General features: G+C 71.0%; 16 protein-coding genes. 9 read left to right on the top strand and 7 right to left on the bottom strand.

All coding sequences use genetic code 11. The annotated features are described in order from the left end of the window. Nucleotides 1-69 precede the first annotated feature (69 nt). The 3 genes from AB0917_RS07710 to AB0917_RS07700 form a co-directional block, all read right to left on the bottom strand. Nucleotides 70-1,599: a DUF2637 domain-containing protein gene (locus AB0917_RS07710; protein ID WP_366818588.1), complete on the bottom strand. Its 1,530-nt coding sequence runs from the start codon at nucleotides 1,597-1,599 to the stop codon at nucleotides 70-72. 181 nt (nucleotides 1,600-1,780) lie between these two features. Then, nucleotides 1,781-2,587, bottom strand: coding sequence for a DUF3558 domain-containing protein (locus AB0917_RS07705; protein WP_366818587.1), 807 nt, complete (start codon nucleotides 2,585-2,587; stop codon nucleotides 1,781-1,783). A 131-nt stretch (nucleotides 2,588-2,718) separates the two neighbouring features. Then, complete coding sequence (locus AB0917_RS07700) at nucleotides 2,719-3,543, bottom strand: DUF3558 domain-containing protein (protein ID WP_366818586.1); 825 nt, start codon at nucleotides 3,541-3,543, stop codon at nucleotides 2,719-2,721. A gap of 183 nt (nucleotides 3,544-3,726) precedes the next feature. Here AB0917_RS07700 and AB0917_RS07695 point away from each other — a divergent pair, with 183 nt between their 5' ends. Next, nucleotides 3,727-4,920: an RtcB family protein gene (locus AB0917_RS07695; RefSeq protein WP_366818585.1), complete on the top strand. Its 1,194-nt coding sequence runs from the start codon at nucleotides 3,727-3,729 to the stop codon at nucleotides 4,918-4,920. A 48-nt stretch (nucleotides 4,921-4,968) separates the two neighbouring features. Here AB0917_RS07695 and AB0917_RS07690 read toward each other — a convergent pair whose 3' ends face one another. The 3 genes from AB0917_RS07690 to AB0917_RS07680 all read right to left on the bottom strand — a co-directional run bounded on the left by AB0917_RS07690 (nucleotide 4,969) and on the right by AB0917_RS07680 (nucleotide 7,678). Continuing rightward, a complete protein-coding gene (locus AB0917_RS07690) occupies nucleotides 4,969-5,727 on the bottom strand; it encodes an SDR family oxidoreductase (protein ID WP_366818584.1) in 759 nt (252 codons plus the stop codon). Between the two features lie 186 nt (nucleotides 5,728-5,913). Next, on the bottom strand, nucleotides 5,914-6,648 hold the full coding sequence (locus tag AB0917_RS07685) for a Mut7-C RNAse domain-containing protein (RefSeq protein ID WP_366818582.1): 735 nt from the start codon (nucleotides 6,646-6,648) through the stop codon (nucleotides 5,914-5,916). 205 nt (nucleotides 6,649-6,853) lie between these two features. Further along, the gene (locus AB0917_RS07680; RefSeq protein WP_366818580.1) at nucleotides 6,854-7,678 is read right to left on the bottom strand and encodes a helix-turn-helix domain-containing protein; all 825 of its coding nucleotides are present in this window, start codon (nucleotides 7,676-7,678) and stop codon (nucleotides 6,854-6,856) included. A gap of 80 nt (nucleotides 7,679-7,758) precedes the next feature. On the opposite strand from AB0917_RS07680, the gene AB0917_RS07675 reads away from it, so the two are divergent. Beyond that, the gene (locus tag AB0917_RS07675) at nucleotides 7,759-8,334 is read left to right on the top strand and encodes a TIGR03086 family metal-binding protein (RefSeq protein WP_366818579.1); all 576 of its coding nucleotides are present in this window, start codon (nucleotides 7,759-7,761) and stop codon (nucleotides 8,332-8,334) included. Between the two features lie 127 nt (nucleotides 8,335-8,461). On the opposite strand, the gene AB0917_RS07670 is transcribed toward AB0917_RS07675, so the two are convergent. Then, nucleotides 8,462-8,899, bottom strand: a complete 438-nt coding sequence (locus AB0917_RS07670) for a hypothetical protein (protein WP_003968390.1) — start codon at nucleotides 8,897-8,899, stop codon at nucleotides 8,462-8,464. A gap of 442 nt (nucleotides 8,900-9,341) precedes the next feature. Between AB0917_RS07670 and hemL the strand changes: the two genes are divergently transcribed. The 7 genes from hemL (at nucleotide 9,342) to ccsB (ending at nucleotide 17,310) form a co-directional block, all read left to right on the top strand. Continuing rightward, the gene (hemL, locus tag AB0917_RS07665) at nucleotides 9,342-10,649 is read left to right on the top strand and encodes a glutamate-1-semialdehyde 2,1-aminomutase (protein WP_366818578.1); all 1,308 of its coding nucleotides are present in this window, start codon (nucleotides 9,342-9,344) and stop codon (nucleotides 10,647-10,649) included. Beyond that, complete coding sequence (locus AB0917_RS07660; protein WP_366818577.1) at nucleotides 10,646-11,338, top strand: histidine phosphatase family protein; 693 nt, start codon at nucleotides 10,646-10,648, stop codon at nucleotides 11,336-11,338. Before hemL ends, AB0917_RS07660 begins: the two co-directional genes overlap by 4 nt. Nucleotides 11,339-11,683: 345 nt before the next feature. Then, nucleotides 11,684-12,955: a hypothetical protein gene (locus AB0917_RS07655; RefSeq protein ID WP_366818576.1), complete on the top strand. Its 1,272-nt coding sequence runs from the start codon at nucleotides 11,684-11,686 to the stop codon at nucleotides 12,953-12,955. A 67-nt stretch (nucleotides 12,956-13,022) separates the two neighbouring features. Beyond that, on the top strand, nucleotides 13,023-13,625 hold the full coding sequence (locus tag AB0917_RS07650) for a TlpA disulfide reductase family protein (protein WP_366818574.1): 603 nt from the start codon (nucleotides 13,023-13,025) through the stop codon (nucleotides 13,623-13,625). 4 nt (nucleotides 13,626-13,629) lie between these two features. Further along, on the top strand, nucleotides 13,630-14,439 hold the full coding sequence (locus tag AB0917_RS07645) for a cytochrome c biogenesis protein CcdA (RefSeq protein WP_366818573.1): 810 nt from the start codon (nucleotides 13,630-13,632) through the stop codon (nucleotides 14,437-14,439). A 4-nt stretch (nucleotides 14,440-14,443) separates the two neighbouring features. After that, a complete protein-coding gene (locus AB0917_RS07640; protein ID WP_366818571.1) occupies nucleotides 14,444-16,231 on the top strand; it encodes a cytochrome c biogenesis protein ResB in 1,788 nt (595 codons plus the stop codon). Beyond that, a complete protein-coding gene (gene ccsB, locus AB0917_RS07635; RefSeq protein WP_366818569.1) occupies nucleotides 16,228-17,310 on the top strand; it encodes a c-type cytochrome biogenesis protein CcsB in 1,083 nt (360 codons plus the stop codon). Before AB0917_RS07640 ends, ccsB begins: the two co-directional genes overlap by 4 nt. The last annotated feature ends 54 nt before the right edge of the window (nucleotides 17,311-17,364 follow it).

The raw sequence follows: 17,364 nt of genomic DNA, 5'->3' as shown, positions 1-17,364 counted from the left end.
GGGGCCGCCGGCCGGGAGGGGTTCTTCCGGGCGGCGGCCCCTGTCGTTCGTACGTGTGTACGCGGCGCCTCAGGCGCTCTGGTCGGCCGTCACCCGCTGCATGTAGTGGGCCCTGAACTGCGGCATCAGGTGCTGGAGCAGCTCGGTCGAGCGCGGGTGGTGCACGTCGTGACGGTCGGCCAGGTGGATGTCGAGGGTCTCGACGTTCGGGTACTGGCCCTCCTGGTCCGTGTACGAGCTGAACTCCTCGTAGGCCCGGTTGGCGAAGTCCTCGTCCTCCTGGGACCACGGCTCCAGCTGAGGCGCCTCCTCGGAGACGGCGGCCGGCTCCTCCGCGACGGGCCGCGCCTGCTGTACGGGCCGCGCCTGCTGTACGGGCCGCGCCGGCTCGTCGGGCTCCTCGGGGAGCTCTTCGCGGCGGGGGTGCGGGACCGCGCCGATCGTGCCGACGTTGCCGAGGGGGCGGGTGCGGCCGGGGCCCAGGGGGACGGCGGCGGGCGTGGGCTCCAGCCCCTCGGCGTGCTCCGGGTCGTACGCGCTCGCCTGCGGGCCCTCCGGCAGCTTCTGGGCGGCGAACCAGGGGCTGTCGTGGGTCGGCGGGAGCTGCTGGGTCTCCGGGGCCTGCTGGGGGAGTTGCTGCTGGGTCTCCGGGGCCTGCTGCTGGGGGAGTTGCTGCTGGAGCTGGGGCTGCTGCTGGGCCTGCTGGGGCGTCTGCTTCTGGAGCGACGGCTGCGGGTGAGGCTGCTGCTGCGGGTGCTGCTGCTGTTCCGGGTGCTGCTGGGCCTGCTCCTGCTGCGGCTCCCGCTCCCCGCGCCCCTGCTCGTGACCCTGCTCCTGGCTCGGCTCCCGCCCCTGCCCGCGCTGCGGCTCGTAGGGCAGTTCGGCCTTCGGGGCGGGCGGCAGGAGAGCGGGCTCGATCCCGGCGGCGGCGAGCCCGGCCGGGGCGGTCTCGGCGAGCGGGACGCCGTACTTCGCCAGCCGAAGCGGCATCATCGACTCGACCGGGGCCTTGCGGCGCCAGTTGCGGCCGAACCGGGCCTGGAGGCGGGCCTGGTAGATCAGCCGCTCCTGTTCGAGCTTGATGACCTGCTCGTAACTGCGCAGCTCCCACAGCTTCATGCGCCGCCACAGCTTGAACGTCGGTATGGGGGAGAGCAGCCAGCGCGTGAGGCGCACGCCCTCCATGTGCTTGTCGGCCGTGATGTCCGCGATCCGGCCCACCGCGTGCCGGGCGGCCTCCACCGAGACGACGAACAGGACCGGGATCACCGCGTGCATCGCGGTGCCGAGCGGATCGGGCCAGGAGGCGGCGCCGTTGAACGCGATGGTCGCGGCGGTCAGCAGCCACGCCGTCTGGCGCAGCAGCGGGAACGGGATCCGCATCCACGTCAGCAGCAGGTCCAGGGCGAGCAGGACACAGATCCCTGCGTCGATACCGATCGGGAAGACCAGGGAGAACTGCCCGAACCCCTTGGCCTCGGCCAGCTCGCGCACGGCCGCGTAGGAGCCCGCGAACCCGATCGCGGCGATGATCACCGCACCCGCGACGACGACTCCGATGAGTATCCGGTGCGTGCGTGTCAGCTGCATGGCGGCCACCGGCGCTCCCCTTCCCGACTTCTTCTCTCCGTCCGGCATCCGACGTCCGGCGCTGGCACAGCCTGGCACATGTGTGCGAGTCGCGTTGCGTGGGGAGGGGCGGAGCCCGGACCTCGGAGGAGGGCCGGGCTCCGGAAAACGGTGCGGGGCCTGGGAGTTCGGCTCTCCGGGCCCGCTCAGGTCACGACTTGGGCGTGGCCTGAGGCTCGTCCTTCTTCTCGTCCTTCTCGGCGTCCCCGGCCGACGGACCGGCCTCCGCGCTGCCGGAACCGGCGGTGGCGCCGACCGCGGTGACCGCCTCCTTCGCCGCCTTCTGGGCGCCCTTGAGGATGTCCGCGGCGGTCGGGGTCTTCGCCCCCGCGTAGCCCGCGCCGTTGTACGTCAGGGTGATGACGACATTGCCCGTGCGGGCCACGACCGTGGCGTACTCGAAGTCCTCGTCCGTCTTGTTGAGCTTGTACGTGATCGCCGTCGCCTCGTCGCCGATGCCGGGGGCGGCGGCCGCGGCGAGCTTCTCCGCGCCCTCGCTCGCCTTCTCCTTGGCGATCTGCTTCGTGTAGTCCTCGGTGGCGCGGTCGGCGCCGCTGCCCAGCGACTGGTCGGAGTCGAAGCGGGTGAAGGCGGCGGAGAGCCAGCGGTACTGCGAGCCGTTGACGCCCTTGTCCTCCAGCCCGTTCCACGAGCAGCTGCCACGCATCGAGAGGTCGCTGGAGCGGCCCGCGGTGCCGCCCTTCTTCTTGGCGTCGGGCACCAGGTCCTCGACGGTCTTCTTCGCGATCGAGGAGCACGCGTCGGGCAGGTCGGTGAACTTCGCCGGCTCGACCGCGGGCTTCGTGGGCTCGGCGGCGGCGGACGAGGAGGAGTCCGCGCTCTTCTTGGCGTCGTCGGAGCCGGATCCGGAGTCCGAGGAGCAGCCGGCGGCTACGAGCATCACCGGAACGGCGGCGCAGGCGAGTATGCGGGACAGTCGCGGAGCTGATCGGTGCATGGTTCCTTCACTCGGACGGCACGTGGGTCTCGTTCGTGGTGCCACGTTACGACGGGCGGCGGCCCCGCGGCGCCTCGGCCAGGGGCCCCGGCCGCCCGCGAACCGGCCGCCCGGAGGCCTCGTGGGCGGCCCTACCGGCTGATCACCTCGGCCAGCTTCCGGGCCAGTGCCTGGGCCTTGTCCTGCAGTTCCTTGCTGTCGGGCACCTTGGTGACGAGGGCCGGCTGCTCGCCGTACCGGACGGTCACGATCACGTTCGATGTGCGGAATACCACGCTCACCGTGCGGTGCTGTGCGGTGGAACCTGCCCGGGTGGGGAGATCGTCCAGGAACGCGGCGTCCCCGAGCCCTTCGAGCACGCGCGGCCGGAGGTCCTCGCCGGTGCTGCCCGGGGCGCCGGGGGAGGCGGAGGGGTCCGTCGACTCCTGGCCGTCGCCGGGCTTCGGGGTCCCCTCCGCCTCCCCTTCCGCGCTCTTCGTCGCGTCCTTCGTCGCGCCCTTCTCGGGGGGCCCGCCGGGGGTGGCCCTCCCCGACAGCTCGGCCGCGTTCTCCTTCTTCACGTACAGGGAGCGGGCGCGGTCGTCGTCGCTCACGGCGGGGTCGTACGACACCACGCGCTCGAAGTCGATCGACAGGTTCCGGGAGGAGTCCGGCGCATCGGACTTCCAACTGCAACCGACCTTGCGGTCGATGTCGTACGTGATGGTCGCCGACCCCCGCAGCACCTTCTCCTGCTGCTGCCGGGACAGCTCCGCGACGCCCGGCAGCAGGTCCTTGAGCGTGGAGTTCGGTACGGCGCGGCAGGGCGCGGGCAGGGTCTTGTACTTGCCCGGGGGCGCGGTGGTGACGGTGGGGCTGCCCGGCTTGCTGTCGGCGCCGCCCGCGCTGCCGTCGGCGCCGGCACTACAGCCGACGGCGAGCGCTGCGAGGAGCGCGACGCCGGGTACGTACGCCATGTGTCGCACCGTCCCAGGCTCCCTTCGGTACGGAAAACATGTTGCCGCTCGGAGGCGGCCGATGGACACAATGTGTATCGCACGCGCCGCTGTGAATGCCGGTCGGCCGACCTGTTCGCCGACCTTGGGCCCGGTTTTGCGCTTTCAGTCTTTTCGGGGGAATCTCGGGGGAATCGAGGAGTTATGTCGTACGTAGAGGTACCGGGGGCGAAGGTCCCCATCCGGATGTGGACCGATCCCGCGTCGGTCGAGGACGTGGCGATGCAGCAGCTGCGGAACGTGTCCACGCTGCCCTGGATCAGGGGTCTCGCCGTGATGCCGGACGTCCACTTCGGCAAGGGGGCCACGGTCGGTTCGGTGATCGCGATGCAGGGCGCGGTCTGCCCGGCCGCGGTGGGGGTCGACATCGGCTGCGGGATGTCCGCGGTCAGGACGTCCCTGACGGCGAACGATCTCCCCGGCGACCTGTCACGGCTGCGCTCCAAGATCGAGCAGGCCATTCCGGTGGGCCGGGGGATGCACGGCGAGACCGTGGACCCGGGGAGGCTGCACGGGTTCCCGACGTCCGGGTGGGACGACTTCTGGGGGCGGTTCGACGGGATCGCGGAAGCGGTCAAATTCCGTCAGGAACGTGCCACGAAGCAGATGGGAACGCTCGGATCGGGTAATCACTTCATCGAGTTCTGTCTCGATGAGACCGGTTCCGTCTGGTTGATGCTGCACTCCGGCTCGCGGAACATCGGCAAGGAGCTGGCGGACTTCCACATCGGCCAGGCGCAGAAGCTGCCGCACAACCAGGGCCTGATCGACCGGGACCTGGCGGTGTTCGTCGCGGACACCCCGCAGATGGCGGCCTACCGCAACGACCTCTTCTGGGCGCAGGAGTACGCGAAGTTCAACCGCGCGATCATGATGGGGCTCTTCCAGGACGTGGTCCGCAAGGAGTTCAAGAAGGCGCGGGTCACCTTCGAGCCGGTCATCTCCTGCCACCACAACTACGTGGCGGAGGAGCGGTACGAGGGCATGGACCTGCTGGTCACCCGTAAGGGGGCGATCCGGGCCGGCTCCGGGGAGTACGGGATCATCCCGGGCTCCATGGGCACCGGCTCATACATCGTGAAGGGTCTCGGCAACGAGAAGTCGTTCAACTCGGCGTCGCACGGCGCGGGCCGGCGGATGAGCCGGAACGCCGCGAAGAAGCGCTTCTCGACCAAGGACCTGGAAGAGCAGACGCAGGGCGTGGAGTGCCGCAAGGACTCCGGGGTGGTGGACGAGATCCCCGGTGCGTACAAGCCGATCGAGCGGGTCATCGACCAGCAGCGGGACCTGGTCGAGGTCGTCGCGAAGCTCAAGCAGGTGGTGTGTGTGAAGGGCTGAGGCTCCATCGACCCAGCCGCCTCACCACCGCCAGGTGCACCGCGTCCGCTACAGGGTGCGGTGCACCTTCGTGTTGGAGGCCTGGGCGCGGGGGCGGACCACCAGGAGGTCGATGTTGACGTGGCTGGGGCGGGTGACGGCCCAGCCGATCGTGTCGGCGACGTCCTCGGCGGTCAGGGGGGCGTCCACGCCCGCGTAGACCTTGGCGGCCTTCTCGGTGTCGCCGCGGAAGCGGGTGGTGGCGAACTCGTCGGTCTTGACCATGCCGGGGGCCACCTCGATGACGCGGACCGGGGTGCCGACGATCTCCAGGCGCAGCGTCTCGGCGAGGACGTGCTCGCCGTGCTTGGCGGCCACGTAGCCGCCGCCGCCCTCGTAGGAGGAGAGAGCGGCGGTGGAGGAGAGGATCACGATCGTGCCGTCGCCACTGACGGTGAGGGCTGGGAGCAGGGCCTGGGTGACGTTGAGGGTGCCGATGACGTTCGTCTCGTACATCTGGCGCCAGTCGGCGGGGTCGCCGGTCGCCACCGGGTCGGCGCCCAGTGCGCCGCCCGCGTTGTTGACGAGGAGGGCCAGGGAGCGGAACGCGGTGGCGAACTCGTCGACGGCCGCGCGGTCGGTCACGTCCAGGGCGTAGGCCGTCGCCTCGTGGCCGGCCTCGGTGATCTCGGCGGCGAGCGCCTCGATCCGGTCCTTGCGGCGCGCGGTGAGCACGACCCGGAATCCGGCTGCGGCCAGCGTGCGGGCGGTCGCGGCGCCGATGCCGCTGCTCGCGCCGGTGACGACGGCGATGGGGGTGGCGGGCATGGCGATCTCCTCGGGCAGTTGATCGGTGACGGGAAAAGGATAGGCAGCCGTTGCCCGGCCGGTCTGCCCCCGCCCTTACGGCACCGGCGGTACTGCACCGGGGCTGCCGCCCTCGCCGCCACCGCATCGCCGCCACTACGCCGCCGCCGCGCCTACGCCGCCGCCGCCACTACGCCGCCGCCGCGCCTACGCCGCCGCGCCGCCGAACTCCCGTACCGCGTCGGCCACGATCGTCTCCAGGTGGCCGTGGTGTGCGCCCCGCCAGTACACCCGGGCGCACGCCGTGCACTGGGCGAAGACGTCGTACGCCTGCTGGGTGCCGTGCTCCAGCAGGTCGCTCACCGCGTCCTTGTCGGCCTCCGTGAGCGTGCCGTTGCAGGCGGTGCAGCGGGTCCACGGGGCGAGGGCCGGGGCGAAGCGGCCGAGGACGTCGCGGAGCTGCTCCTGGGGGCGGTCGCTGTAGACGTACGCCCCCGCCCAGATCTCCCGGCGGCGCAGCAGCCCGCGGTCCCGGGAGAGCAGGACGCGCCGTTCCCGCGCGGAGCGGGCGGCGAGCGCGGGATCGCCGATGTCCTCGCTCTCGTACGCCGCGTCCACGCCCAGCAGCCGCAACCGCCGGGCCAGCGTGCCGAGGTGGACGTCGAGGAGGAAGCACAGGGGTGCGCCGGGGACCCGCTGGGGGCGTTCGACCGCCCGTACGTCGATGTGTTCGCCCGGACCCGGGATGTGGGAGCGGTCCGCCGGGGCGCCGTTCACCAGCAGGGTGCCGGCCTCGGTGAGCGGGACGCCGAGGGACTCGATGACGTGGCCGAGGGTGGAGGCGCCGTCGGTGGTCAGCGGCGTGGGTCCCCGGCGGCGCTCGTGGGGGACGAAGAGCCGCAGCTCAGGGGCTACTTCGACGGTGATCTCGGGTCCGTTCACCCGGCCAGGATGCCACCCGGGCGGGGCGAGCGGCCAGGGCATTCGGGCGCCTGGTGGAGTTGGTGGAATTGGTGGGGCTGGTGGTGCTGCCAGCGCCGGTGGGGCGTACGGAGGTGGCGGAGGGCCGAGCGGCCCCGGTGGCAGGGGCCGGTGGCGGACCGGTTGCCGGGCCAGGTGGCAGGGCCCGGTGGCCGGCGCCGGTTGCTCAGGGCGGTGGGGCGAACGCCGTCGGGGGCACTCCCACCGTCGCGGTGAAGTCCCGCACCAGGTGCGCCTGGTCGCTGTAGCCGAGGTCGGCCGCCAGCCGCGCCCAGTCCACGGCCGGGTCGGACTCGGCGCGCTCCAGCGCCTCGTGGATGCGGTAGCGGAGGATGACCCACTTGGGGCCCACCCCGACGTACGCGGAGAAGAGCCGTTGCAGGGAGCGGGGGGAGAGCCCCGCGTCCACGGCGAGCCGGCCGGCCCGGCGCACCGAGCGGTCCGTGCGCGCCCGCTCGACCAGCTCCATCGCCAGCGTGGCCTGCGGGTCGGGCCGGGGCTCCAGGGCGAGCAGGCAGGCGTCGAGTGCGGCGACCCGCGCGTCCTCGTCGTCCGGGTCCAGGACCGCGTCGACGGGCGGTGGCGTACGCAGCACCTCGGCGGCGGCGATCCGGCGTCCCGTCAGGTCGCTCAGGGCGTGCTCCGGCGCGAACGGGCGGAATCCGCCGGGCCGGAACTGCACTCCGCAGACCCGGCCGCGCCCCGTCAGCTTCTGGGTGAAGAGCCCCAGGCCGATGCCCGCCACCTCGGCGTACCCGGCTCGTTCCTCGGCGCTCTCCCCGGCCTCGTACCGCTGGAGGACGAGGTTGACCGACGGGTGCGGGACGACGTGGGCGGCGTAGGGCCGGTCGAGGTCCCAGTCGATGAGCCAGTAGTGCTCCAGGTACGGGCGCAGCGCGGGGGCGGGTTCGCGGCGGCGGAAGCGGACGCGTGCGAAGAGGTCCGGGGCGTCCACGATGCCCCGGGTGTCGCGGCGAGGTCCGGCGGCCATGGCATCGATCCTAAGGAGCCCCTGGGGGCCTGTCGCGTTTCTTCAAGACGCCGGCACCCCGCAGGCGCAGGGTGGGCGGCATGACACAGAAGATCGGTGAACTGCTGGAAGCCGCCGCGGGCCGGGCCCTGCCCGTCGTGCGGGGCATCGACGACGGGCAGCTGGGGGACCGTACGCCCTGCGCGGAGTACGACGTACGGGCGCTGCTGAACCACCTGTTCCAGGTGGTCGTGAACTTCCAGGCCCTCGCGGCCCGTGAGGAGGTGGATTTCAGCCGGGCGCCGGAGTTCGTGACGGGCGACTGGCGGTCCAGGTTCGGTGAGGAGACCGCCCGGCTGGTGGCGGCGTGGGACGCGCCGGGGGCCGAGGAGGGCACGGCCGGGCAGATGGGGATGCCGGCCCGGACGGTGGGGCTGATGGTGCTGGGTGACCTGACCGTGCACGCGTGGGACCTGGCGCGGGCGACGGGCGCGGAGTTCGTCCCCGACCCGGGTGTGGTCGAGGAGGTGGCGCCGGGGCTGGCGGCCCTGGCGCCGCAGGGCCGGGAGATGAAGGTGTTCGGTGAGCCGTTCCCGGTGGGGGAGGGGGCCACGGCTTTCGAGCGGGTGCTGGCCGTGACGGGGCGCGACCCCGGGTGGCGTCCGGCCGGGAGCTGACCTCCCTCGGAGATCGTCGTCCTGGGCGGCGGCGGATCGGGCCGGTGGGCCGAAGATCGGACTTCAGCCAATCATTGGCGTGATTCAACCGAATAGGTGCACGTGGGTGCGGGCGTTTGCCTGGTCGTCACGGCCAGACCAGGCAGTACGCCTGGTGCCCCGCGTCGTGCAGCCGGTGCGAGAAGTCCTGCCACTCGTGGAGCAGCTGGTAGACGTTGAACGCGTCGCGCGGCCCGCCGCGGTCGGGGACCGTGGACCAGATGAAGGCCGCCGCGCCGACGGACTCCTCGCCGACACCGCGCAGCGGGTCGACGACGGTCATCGGGAGCTTGACCACCGCGTAGTCGGGGTGGAGGACGACCAGCTCCAGCGGGGGGACCTTGTGCAGGGGTATGCCCTGGATGCCGGTCAGCACCATGGCGGCCACCGTCTCCGGCTTGATCTTGGTGAACATGCCGCCCATGCCCAGCTCGTCGCCGCCCAGCTCCTCCGGGCGCATCGAAATGGGCACGCGTGCCGCGGTGGCCCCGTCCGGAGCACCGAAATACTTGTAGGTCACCCCCATCCCGCCACTGCTCCTGCTCCCGGGGAGCGGCGTGCTCTCCGCGCCCCTGCCCTGTGCGCGCTCGGCCCTTCGCCGGTGCCGCCCTCGCCGGGCAGGCTCGGGCCCCAGGCCGTCGGTCCCTTCGCCCACTCCGCCACCGCGATGCATATCTCATCCACCCGACTACTTCTTAGGAGACACAGCCCCCGCCGCGCAACCCGATCATCGTGTCAGTGACCTCCCCCACGGGCGTGCGGTGAAACACCTGTCCGCAAGACCGTCCGTGCCTCTGACACCATGGCATGTGTGAGCTTTCCCTATGTCGCCCCAGTTTCGCAGACGTGAGGGTGCCGACGCTCTTTCGTGATACGAGGGGAGCGCGCTCCCTGCTCACCGGTGGCCGGGATTACCTTGGATTCTCCGGCCCGGCCTCCCGACACCCGAATCGCAGATCAGGACCAAAGTGGCGTATTCATACGAAGCCCCAGTTTCGCAGTCGCTGTTCGACCGGGCGTCCGTCGTGACGCCCGGCGGCGTGAACTCACCCGTGCGTGCCTTCCGGGCCGTGGGCGGTACGCCCCGGTTCATGGTGTCCGGCACCGGTCCGTACCTCACCGACGCCGACGGCCGGGAGTACGTGGACCTCGTCTGCTCGTGGGGGCCGATGATTCTCGGCCACTCCCACCCCGAGGTCATCGCCGCCGTCCAGGAAGCGGTCTCCCGGGGCACCTCCTTCGGTACGCCGGGGGAGGGCGAGGTCGCGCTGGCCGAGGAGATCGTGGCGCGGATCGAGCCGGTCGAGCAGGTCCGCCTGGTCTCCTCCGGCACCGAGGCGACCATGTCGGCGATCCGGCTGGCCCGCGGCTTCACCGGCCGGGCCAAGGTCGTGAAGTTCGCCGGCTGCTACCACGGGCACGTGGACGCCCTGCTCGCCGCCGCCGGCTCGGGCCTGGCCACCTTCGGCCTCCCCGACACCCCCGGGGTCACGGGCGCCACGGCCGGGGACACCGTCGTGCTGCCGTACAACGACCTGGACGCCGTGCGGGCCGCCTTCGCCGCGCACCCCGGCGAGATCGCCTGTGTGATCACCGAGGCCTCGCCCGGCAACATGGGCGTCGTCCCGCCCGCCGACGGCTTCAACGCCGGTCTCAAGGAGCTGTGCGCGGCCGACGGCGCCCTGTACATCTCCGACGAGGTCATGACGGGCTTCCGTACGTCGAAGGCCGGCTGGTACGGCATCGACGGCGTCCGCCCCGACCTGATGACCTTCGGCAAGGTCATGGGCGGCGGCTTCCCCGCCGCGGCCTTCGGCGGACGCGCCGACGTGATGGCGCACCTCGCCCCGGCCGGCCCCGTCTACCAGGCGGGCACCCTCTCCGGGAACCCGGTCGCCACCGCCGCCGGCCTCGCCCAGCTGCGGCTGCTCGACGACGCGGCGTACGCGAAGATCGACGCGGTCTCCGCCGAACTGCGCTCCCTCGTAGGTGACGCGTTCACCAAGGAAGGCGTCGCGCACACCGTCTCCTCGGCGAGCAACATGTTCTCGGTCTTCTTCACCGACCGGCCCGTGCGCGACTACGACGACGCCAAGAAGCAGGAGGCCTTCCGCTTCACCGCCTTCTTCCACTCGATGCTGGAGCAGGGCGTCTACCTCCCGCCCTCCGCCTTCGAGTCCTGGTTCGTCTCCACCGCCCACGACGAGCGGGCCCTCGAGCGGATCGCCGCCGCCCTGCCCGCCGCCGCCCGTGCCGCATCGGAGGCCACCGCATGAGCGAGAACGGAAGCCGCAAGGACATCACCGTGGTGCACCTGATGCGCCACGGCGAGGTGCACAACCCGGACGGCGTGCTGTACGGGCGCCGCGCGGGCTACCACCTCTCCGAGCTGGGCCGGCAGATGGCCGACCGGGTCGCCGACCACCTGGAGAAGCGCGACATCACCCATGTCGTCGCCTCCCCGCTGGAGCGCGCCCAGGAGACGGCCGCGCCCCTGGCCAAGTCGCACAGCCTGGACCTGGCCACCGACGACCGGCTGATCGAGGCCGCCAACGTCTTCGAGGGCAAGACCTTCGGCGTCGGCGACGGGGCCCTGCGCAAGCCGGACAACTGGAAGCACCTCACCAACCCGTTCAAGCCGTCCTGGGGCGAGCCGTACATCGAGCAGGTCGTCCGCATGATGGGCGCGCTGGACGCGGCCAAGGACGCGGCGCGCGGGCACGAGGCGGTCTGCGTCAGCCACCAGCTGCCGATCTGGATCGTCCGCTCGTTCGTGGAGCGCCGCCGGCTCTGGCACGACCCGCGCAAGCGCCAGTGCACGCTGGCCTCGCTGACCAGCTTCACCTACCAGGGCGACAAGATCGTCTCGGTGGGCTACTCGGAGCCGGCCCGGGACCTGGTGCCCGCGCACCTGCTGGCCGGGGCGAAGCCGGTGAAGGGCAAGTCGAAGGCGTTCGGCGCGTAAGCCGTACGAACCGAGGACTTCGGCGCGTAAGCCGTACGAACGTCGTGAACATACGGGGCCGACCGCCGTCGCGGTCGGCCCCGTTCCCGTAACGGCACGACAGCGGCCCCCGACCCTTGACGTGGACGCAGCAACGTCCCAGGGTGGGACGGGTTCGGCCCGCCCCGCCCGTCGCCCGGCCGGCCGGTTCACGAGGGCTGCCCGGAGGCCGGGGCCGTCCGGCCCGTCGCCAGGTAAAGCGTAAAGAAAGTCCCCAATTGCACGGAACCGTCGTGTTCTCCGAGGCCTCTCACTCTTCAGCAGTTTGTATGACCTTGAGGTAAAACGACCGTAGATGGGGACGACATGCGCGACATCAATCGAAGGGGACTGCTCGGCGCGGGGCTCGGCACCGCCGCCGCGATCGGACTCGCCGGCTGTGGCTTCTCCAGCTCATCGGGCTCCTCCGAGGGGGGCAGTGACAAGGGCGACACCGGCGCCGGCGGCAAGGGCGACACCGGCGGCAACGGCGGCGGAAACGATTCGTCCAAGAGCCCGGCCCGGCTCATCGGCGACGGCTCCACCGCCGACACCGGAAAGCAGCCCCACCAGCCCGCCGCCCCCGTCCCGCTGGAACCCGGCCAGACACCGCCGCAGTTCGTGATCTTTTCCTGGGACGGGGCGGGCGAGGTCGGCAACGGGCTCTTCCCGCGCTTTCTGGAACTGGCCAAGGACCACGACGCCGCGATGACCTTCTTCCTCTCCGGGCTGTATCTGCTGCCCGAGTCGAAGAAATCCCTCTACCGCCCCCCGAACAACCCCCGCGGCGCCTCCGACATCGGCTATCTCACCGACGATCACGTCAAGGACACGCTGACGTACGTACGGCAGGCCTGGCTGGACGGCCATGAGATCGGCACCCACTTCAACGGGCATTTCTGCGGCGGTTCCGGTTCCGTCGAACGCTGGACTCCCGCGCAATGGCAGAGCGAGATCGATCAGGCCGTGTCGTTCGTCACGGAATGGCGGACCAACACCGGCTGGGAGAACGAGGATCCGCTGCCGTTCGACTACCGGAAGGAGTTGATCGGCGGTCGCACCCCCTGTCTGCTCGGTCAGGACAATCTCCTGCCGACCGCGAGCAAACTGGGGTGGCGCTACGACGCCAGTTCGCCCGGCGGCCGCCAGACGTGGCCCGTGAAGCGCGGCGGCGTCTGGGACCTCCCGCTCCAGGCGATGCCGTTCCCCGGCCACTCCTTCGAGGTCCTCTCGATGGACTACAACATCCTCGCCAACCAGTCGCAGAATTCGACCAAGGGCATGCCCTCGCGTTATCCGGGCTGGCGCAAGCAGGCCACCGGCGCTTATCTCAGCGGTTTCGAGCGCGCCTACACGACGAATCGCGCGCCCTTCTTCATCGGCAATCACTTCGAGGAGTGGAACGGCGGCATCTATATGGACGCCGTGGAAGAAGTGATCAAGAAGACGGCCGGTAAGAAGGATGTGCGGCTCGTCTCCTTCCGGCAGTTCGTCGACTGGCTCGACGTACAGGATCCCGCCGTCCTCGCCAAGCTCCGCACCCTGGAGGTCGGACAGTCGCCCGCAGGTGGCTGGAACTCCTTCTTTAAACAGGCCTGACAAGGGGCTTTACGGGCACCGAGGGGGGTGCGGGGGATCTCCGGAACTGCCATGCGAAACTTTTCACATGAGCTTTGGCCGTGCGTCCCGACGCCGCTTCACCCTGCTCGCCGCCATCACCGTGGCCGGTGCCCTGACGCTGTCCGCGTGCGGGGACGGCAACAAGGCGCAGGGGGGCGGCAACACCAACTTCGTCACCGGCAGCGGGGGCATCTCCACCGTCGCGAAGGGGGAGCGGCCCCAGGCTCCGAGGCTTCAGGGCACGGACCTGGACGGCAAGCCGCTCGACCTCGCCGACTACAAGGGCAAGGTCGTCGTCCTCAACGTCTGGGGCTCCTGGTGCGGCCCCTGCCGCCTGGAGGCGAAGTACTTCGCGAAGGTCTCCGAGGAGACCGCCGACCAGGGCGTGCAGTTCCTCGGGATAAACACCCGCGACGCGCAGCGCGACCCCGCGGTCAACTTCGAGAAGGACTACGGGATCACCTACCCGAGCTTCTTCGACCCGATCGGCAAGCTCATCCTCCGCTTCCCCAAGGGCACCGTGAACCCGCAGGCCATCCCCTCCACCGTGGTCGTCGACCGGGAGGGGAAGATCGCGGCCCGCACGCTCCAGCCGCTCGACGCCGACCAGCTGCACGAGATGATCGACCCGATCATCGCGGAGAAGTGATCCGGTGATCCCGCTCGCCGCCCACCCCCCGGCCGCCCTGCTCACCGGCCACGAGGCGACCGTCACGCTCGCCGCGGCCAACGAGACCGTCCTGACCGGGACCCTGCTGGTCTCCCTGCCCATCGCGCTGCTGGCCGGCCTCATCTCCTTCTTCTCGCCCTGCGTGCTGCCGCTCGTCCCCGGCTACCTGAGTTACGTCACCGGGGTCACCGGCACCGACCTGGCCGAGGCCCGGCGCGGCCGGGTCGTGGCGGGCGCCGCGCTCTTCGTCCTCGGCTTCACCGCCGTCTTCGTCTCGGGCGGAGCGCTCTTCGGCTACTTCGGCCGCGAGCTCCAGATGCACGCCGAGCTGTTCAACAAGATCCTCGGCGTCCTGATGATCCTCATGGGCGTCTTCTTCATGGGGCTCCTGCCGGGCGTGACGCAGCGCGAGTTCCGCGTCCACCGGCGGCCGGTGGCCGGGCTGGCCGGCGCCCCGCTGCTGGGCGCCCTCTTCGGGATCGGCTGGACGCCCTGCATCGGCCCGACGTTCGCCGCCGTGAGCACGCTCGCCTTCACCGAGGGCACCGCCGGGCGGGGCGCGATACTGACCGTCGCGTACTGTCTCGGACTCGGCGTCCCGTTCGTCCTGGCCGCGGTCGCCTTCCGCAGGGCGCTGGGCGCGTTCGGCTGGGTCAAGCGCCACTACGCGTGGGTGATGCGGATCGGCGGCGGGATGATGATCGCGACGGGAATCCTGCTGCTGACCGGCGTGTGGGCGACGCTCATGCAGCAGATGCAGAGCTGGTCCGACGGCTTCATTGTGGGGATCTGAGTTCATGAGCGACACGAACACCACGGGCACCGGCACGGCCGCCGCCGAGCGCGAGCAGCGGCGCGTCGACGACGCGGCCGGCGAGCGGCTCTCCACCGCGCCCCGCGAGGAGCGCCCCGAGACCGGTGCGGCCGTCCCCGCCATGGGGGTGATCGGCTGGGCCCGCTGGTTCTGGCGTCAGCTCACCTCGATGCGGGTCGCGCTGATCCTGCTCTTCCTGCTCTCCCTCGGCGCCATCCCCGGCTCGCTGATCCCGCAGACCAGCGTGGACGACATGAAGGTCGCGGACTTCAAGGAGCAGCACACCACCCTCACGCCGATCTACGAGAAGTTCCAGCTCTTCGACGTCTACAGCTCGGTGTGGTTCTCCGCGATCTACATCCTGCTGTTCGTCTCGCTCATCGGCTGCATCGTGCCGCGCACCGGCCAGTTCGTCGGCCAGCTCCGCAGCCGTCCGCCGGGCGCCCCCAAGCGGCTGACCCGGCTGCCCGCGTACACCACGTGGCGCACCGGGGCCGAGCCCGAGGAGGTCCGCGAGGCGGCCCTCGGCGTGCTGGGCAAGCGGCGCTTTAGGGCGCACACGGTGGGCGACGCGGTCGCCGCGGAGAAGGGCTACCTCCGCGAGGCCGGGAACCTGGTCTTCCACATCGCGCTGATCGTGATGCTGGTCGCCTTCGCCGCCGGGCAGCTCTTCAAGTCCGAGGGCGGCAAGCTCGTCGTGGAGGGCGACGGCTTCTCCAACACGCTCACCCAGTACGACAACTTCAAGTCCGGCTCGCTCTACGACCCGGACACGATGGCCCCCTTCAGCTTCGTCCTGGACGACTTCGTCGGTACGTACGAGGAGAGCGGCCCGCAGCGCGGCACGCCCCGCACCTTCGAGGCCCGGGTGAAGTACACCGAGGGCGCCGAGGGGCCCGAGCGCAAGGCCGTCATCCGCGTCAACGAACCGCTCGTCGTGGACGGCACCAAGGTCTATCTGATCGCCCACGGTTACGCCCCGGTCGTCACCGTCCGGGACGGCAGGGGCAACGTCGTCTCGCGGAGCCCCGTACCGCTGCTGCCGATCGACAACAACATCACCTCGACCGGCGCGATCAAGGTGATGGACGGCTACCGCGACAAGGACGGCGTCAAGACGCAGCTCGGCTTCAAGGCCTTCTTCGTGCCGACCTTCGCGGGCGAGGGCCAGGGCCAGATGTTCTCGCAGTTCCCCGGCGCGGAGTACCCGGTGCTGGCGCTGAGCGCCTACAGCGGCTCCCTCGGGGTGGACTCCGGGCTGCCGCAGAACGTGTACCAGCTCGACACGTCCAAGATGAAGGAGTTCAAGGGCGAGGACGGCGAGCTGCTCAAGAAGATGATGCGCCCCGGCGAGAAGCTGGACCTGCCGGACGGCGGCGGCTCGATCACCTTCGAGGGCATCGAGGAGTGGGCGAGCTTCCAGATCTCGCAGCAGCCGGGCAACGGGCTCGCGCTCGGCGGTTCCATCGCCGCCGTCGCCGGACTCGCCGCGTCGCTGTTCATCCAGCGCCGCCGGGTGTGGGTCCGGGCGGTCCGGGGTCCGGACGGGGTGACCGTCGTGGAGATGGCGGGCCTGGGCCGCAGCGAGTCCGCGAAGCTCCCCGAGGAGCTGGGCGACCTCGCGGCCGCCCTCATCACGACGGCGCCGGTCGCCCCCGCCGCCACGGAGGAACCGGACCCGCCCGCATCCACCGACGCGGACACCACGAACGAGGCCGGGAGCCGGCCCGTACACCCTGCTGAAGCACCTGCCGAAGGGGCTGAGAAGTGAATCTCGCCGCCGCAACCAACGAGAGCCTGGCGCACACCAGCAATGTGCTGATCTATTCGTCGATGGCCGTCTACACCCTGGCCTTCTTCGCACACATCGCGGAGTGGGTCCTCGGCAGCCGCAGCAAGGTCGGCCGCACCGCCGCCGCGCTGTCCGGCGCCGAGGCCGGTGGCTCCGCCGCCTCCCCGGTGGTGGTCGCCCAGGGCGGCTCCACCGCCGTGCTGGAGCGCCCCGAGGTCATCACCCGCGCCGCCGCCGGGGCCCGGGACGTGCCGGACGGTCCGGGAGCCGCGGGCGGCACGTTCAAGGGCGACCTGTGGGGCCGGATCGCGGTCTCGCTGACCGTGGTGGCCTTCGCCGTGGAGGCGGGCGGTGTCGTCACCCGCGCCCTGTCGGTGCAGCGGGCCCCCTGGGCCAACATGTACGAGTTCTCGATCACCTTCTCCACGGTGGCGGTCGGCGCGTACCTGGTGCTGCTCGCGCTGAAGAAGAACGTCCGCTGGATCGGGCTCCCGCTGGTCACCACGGTCCTGCTGGACCTCGGCATCGCGACCACGACGCTCTACACCGACAGCGACCAGCTGGTGCCCGCGCTCCACTCGTACTGGCTGTGGATCCACGTCTCGACCGCGATCATCTGCGGCGCCGTCTTCTACCTCGGCGCGGTCGGCACGGTGCTCTACCTCTTCCGCGACAGCTACGAGAGCAAGATCGCCTCCGGCGGTACGCCCGGCAGGTTCGCGGCCTCGGTCATGGAGCGGCTGCCCTCCGCCTCGTCGCTGGACAAGTTCGCGTACCGGATCAACGCGGCGGTCTTCCCGCTGTGGACGTTCACGATCATCGCGGGCGCGATCTGGGCGGGCGACGCCTGGGGCCGGTACTGGGGCTGGGACCCCAAGGAGGTCTGGTCCTTCATCACCTGGGTCGCCTACGCCGCCTACCTGCACGCCCGCGCCACCGCCGGCTGGAAGGGCCGCAAGGCCGCCTACCTGGCGCTGATCGCCTTCGCCTGCTGGCTGTTCAACTACTACGGCGTGAACATCTTCGTCACCGGTCTGCACTCCTACGCCGGGGTCTGAAGCCCCTGTACGCACGAAGGCGCCCCGGACGGGTCTCCGTCCGGGGCGCCTTCG

This window comes from Streptomyces sp. NPDC007346 (genome assembly GCF_040703535.1).
GTDB lineage: Bacteria > Actinomycetota > Actinomycetes > Streptomycetales > Streptomycetaceae > Streptomyces.
This window is presented reverse-complemented; position numbering and strand designations above follow the sequence as displayed.

Bases quoted from the DNA above. Each gene is read 5' to 3' on its own strand.
- AB0917_RS07690 (WP_366818584.1), bottom strand. From the start codon at position 5,727: ATGCCCGCCACCCCCATCGCCGTCGTCACCGGCGCGAGCAGCGGCATC.
- AB0917_RS07705 (WP_366818587.1), bottom strand. From the start codon at position 2,587: ATGCACCGATCAGCTCCGCGACTGTCCCGCATACTCGCCTGCGCCGCC.
- AB0917_RS07700 (WP_366818586.1), bottom strand. From the start codon at position 3,543: ATGGCGTACGTACCCGGCGTCGCGCTCCTCGCAGCGCTCGCCGTCGGC.
- AB0917_RS07675 (WP_366818579.1), top strand. From the start codon at position 7,759: ATGACACAGAAGATCGGTGAACTGCTGGAAGCCGCCGCGGGCCGGGCC.
- AB0917_RS07640 (WP_366818571.1), top strand. From the start codon at position 14,444: ATGAGCGACACGAACACCACGGGCACCGGCACGGCCGCCGCCGAGCGC.
- AB0917_RS07655 (WP_366818576.1), top strand. From the start codon at position 11,684: ATGCGCGACATCAATCGAAGGGGACTGCTCGGCGCGGGGCTCGGCACC.
- AB0917_RS07650 (WP_366818574.1), top strand. From the start codon at position 13,023: ATGAGCTTTGGCCGTGCGTCCCGACGCCGCTTCACCCTGCTCGCCGCC.
- AB0917_RS07660 (WP_366818577.1), top strand. From the start codon at position 10,646: ATGAGCGAGAACGGAAGCCGCAAGGACATCACCGTGGTGCACCTGATG.
- AB0917_RS07695 (WP_366818585.1), top strand. From the start codon at position 3,727: ATGTCGTACGTAGAGGTACCGGGGGCGAAGGTCCCCATCCGGATGTGG.
- AB0917_RS07670 (WP_003968390.1), bottom strand. From the start codon at position 8,899: ATGGGGGTGACCTACAAGTATTTCGGTGCTCCGGACGGGGCCACCGCG.
- AB0917_RS07680 (WP_366818580.1), bottom strand. From the start codon at position 7,678: ATGGCCGCCGGACCTCGCCGCGACACCCGGGGCATCGTGGACGCCCCG.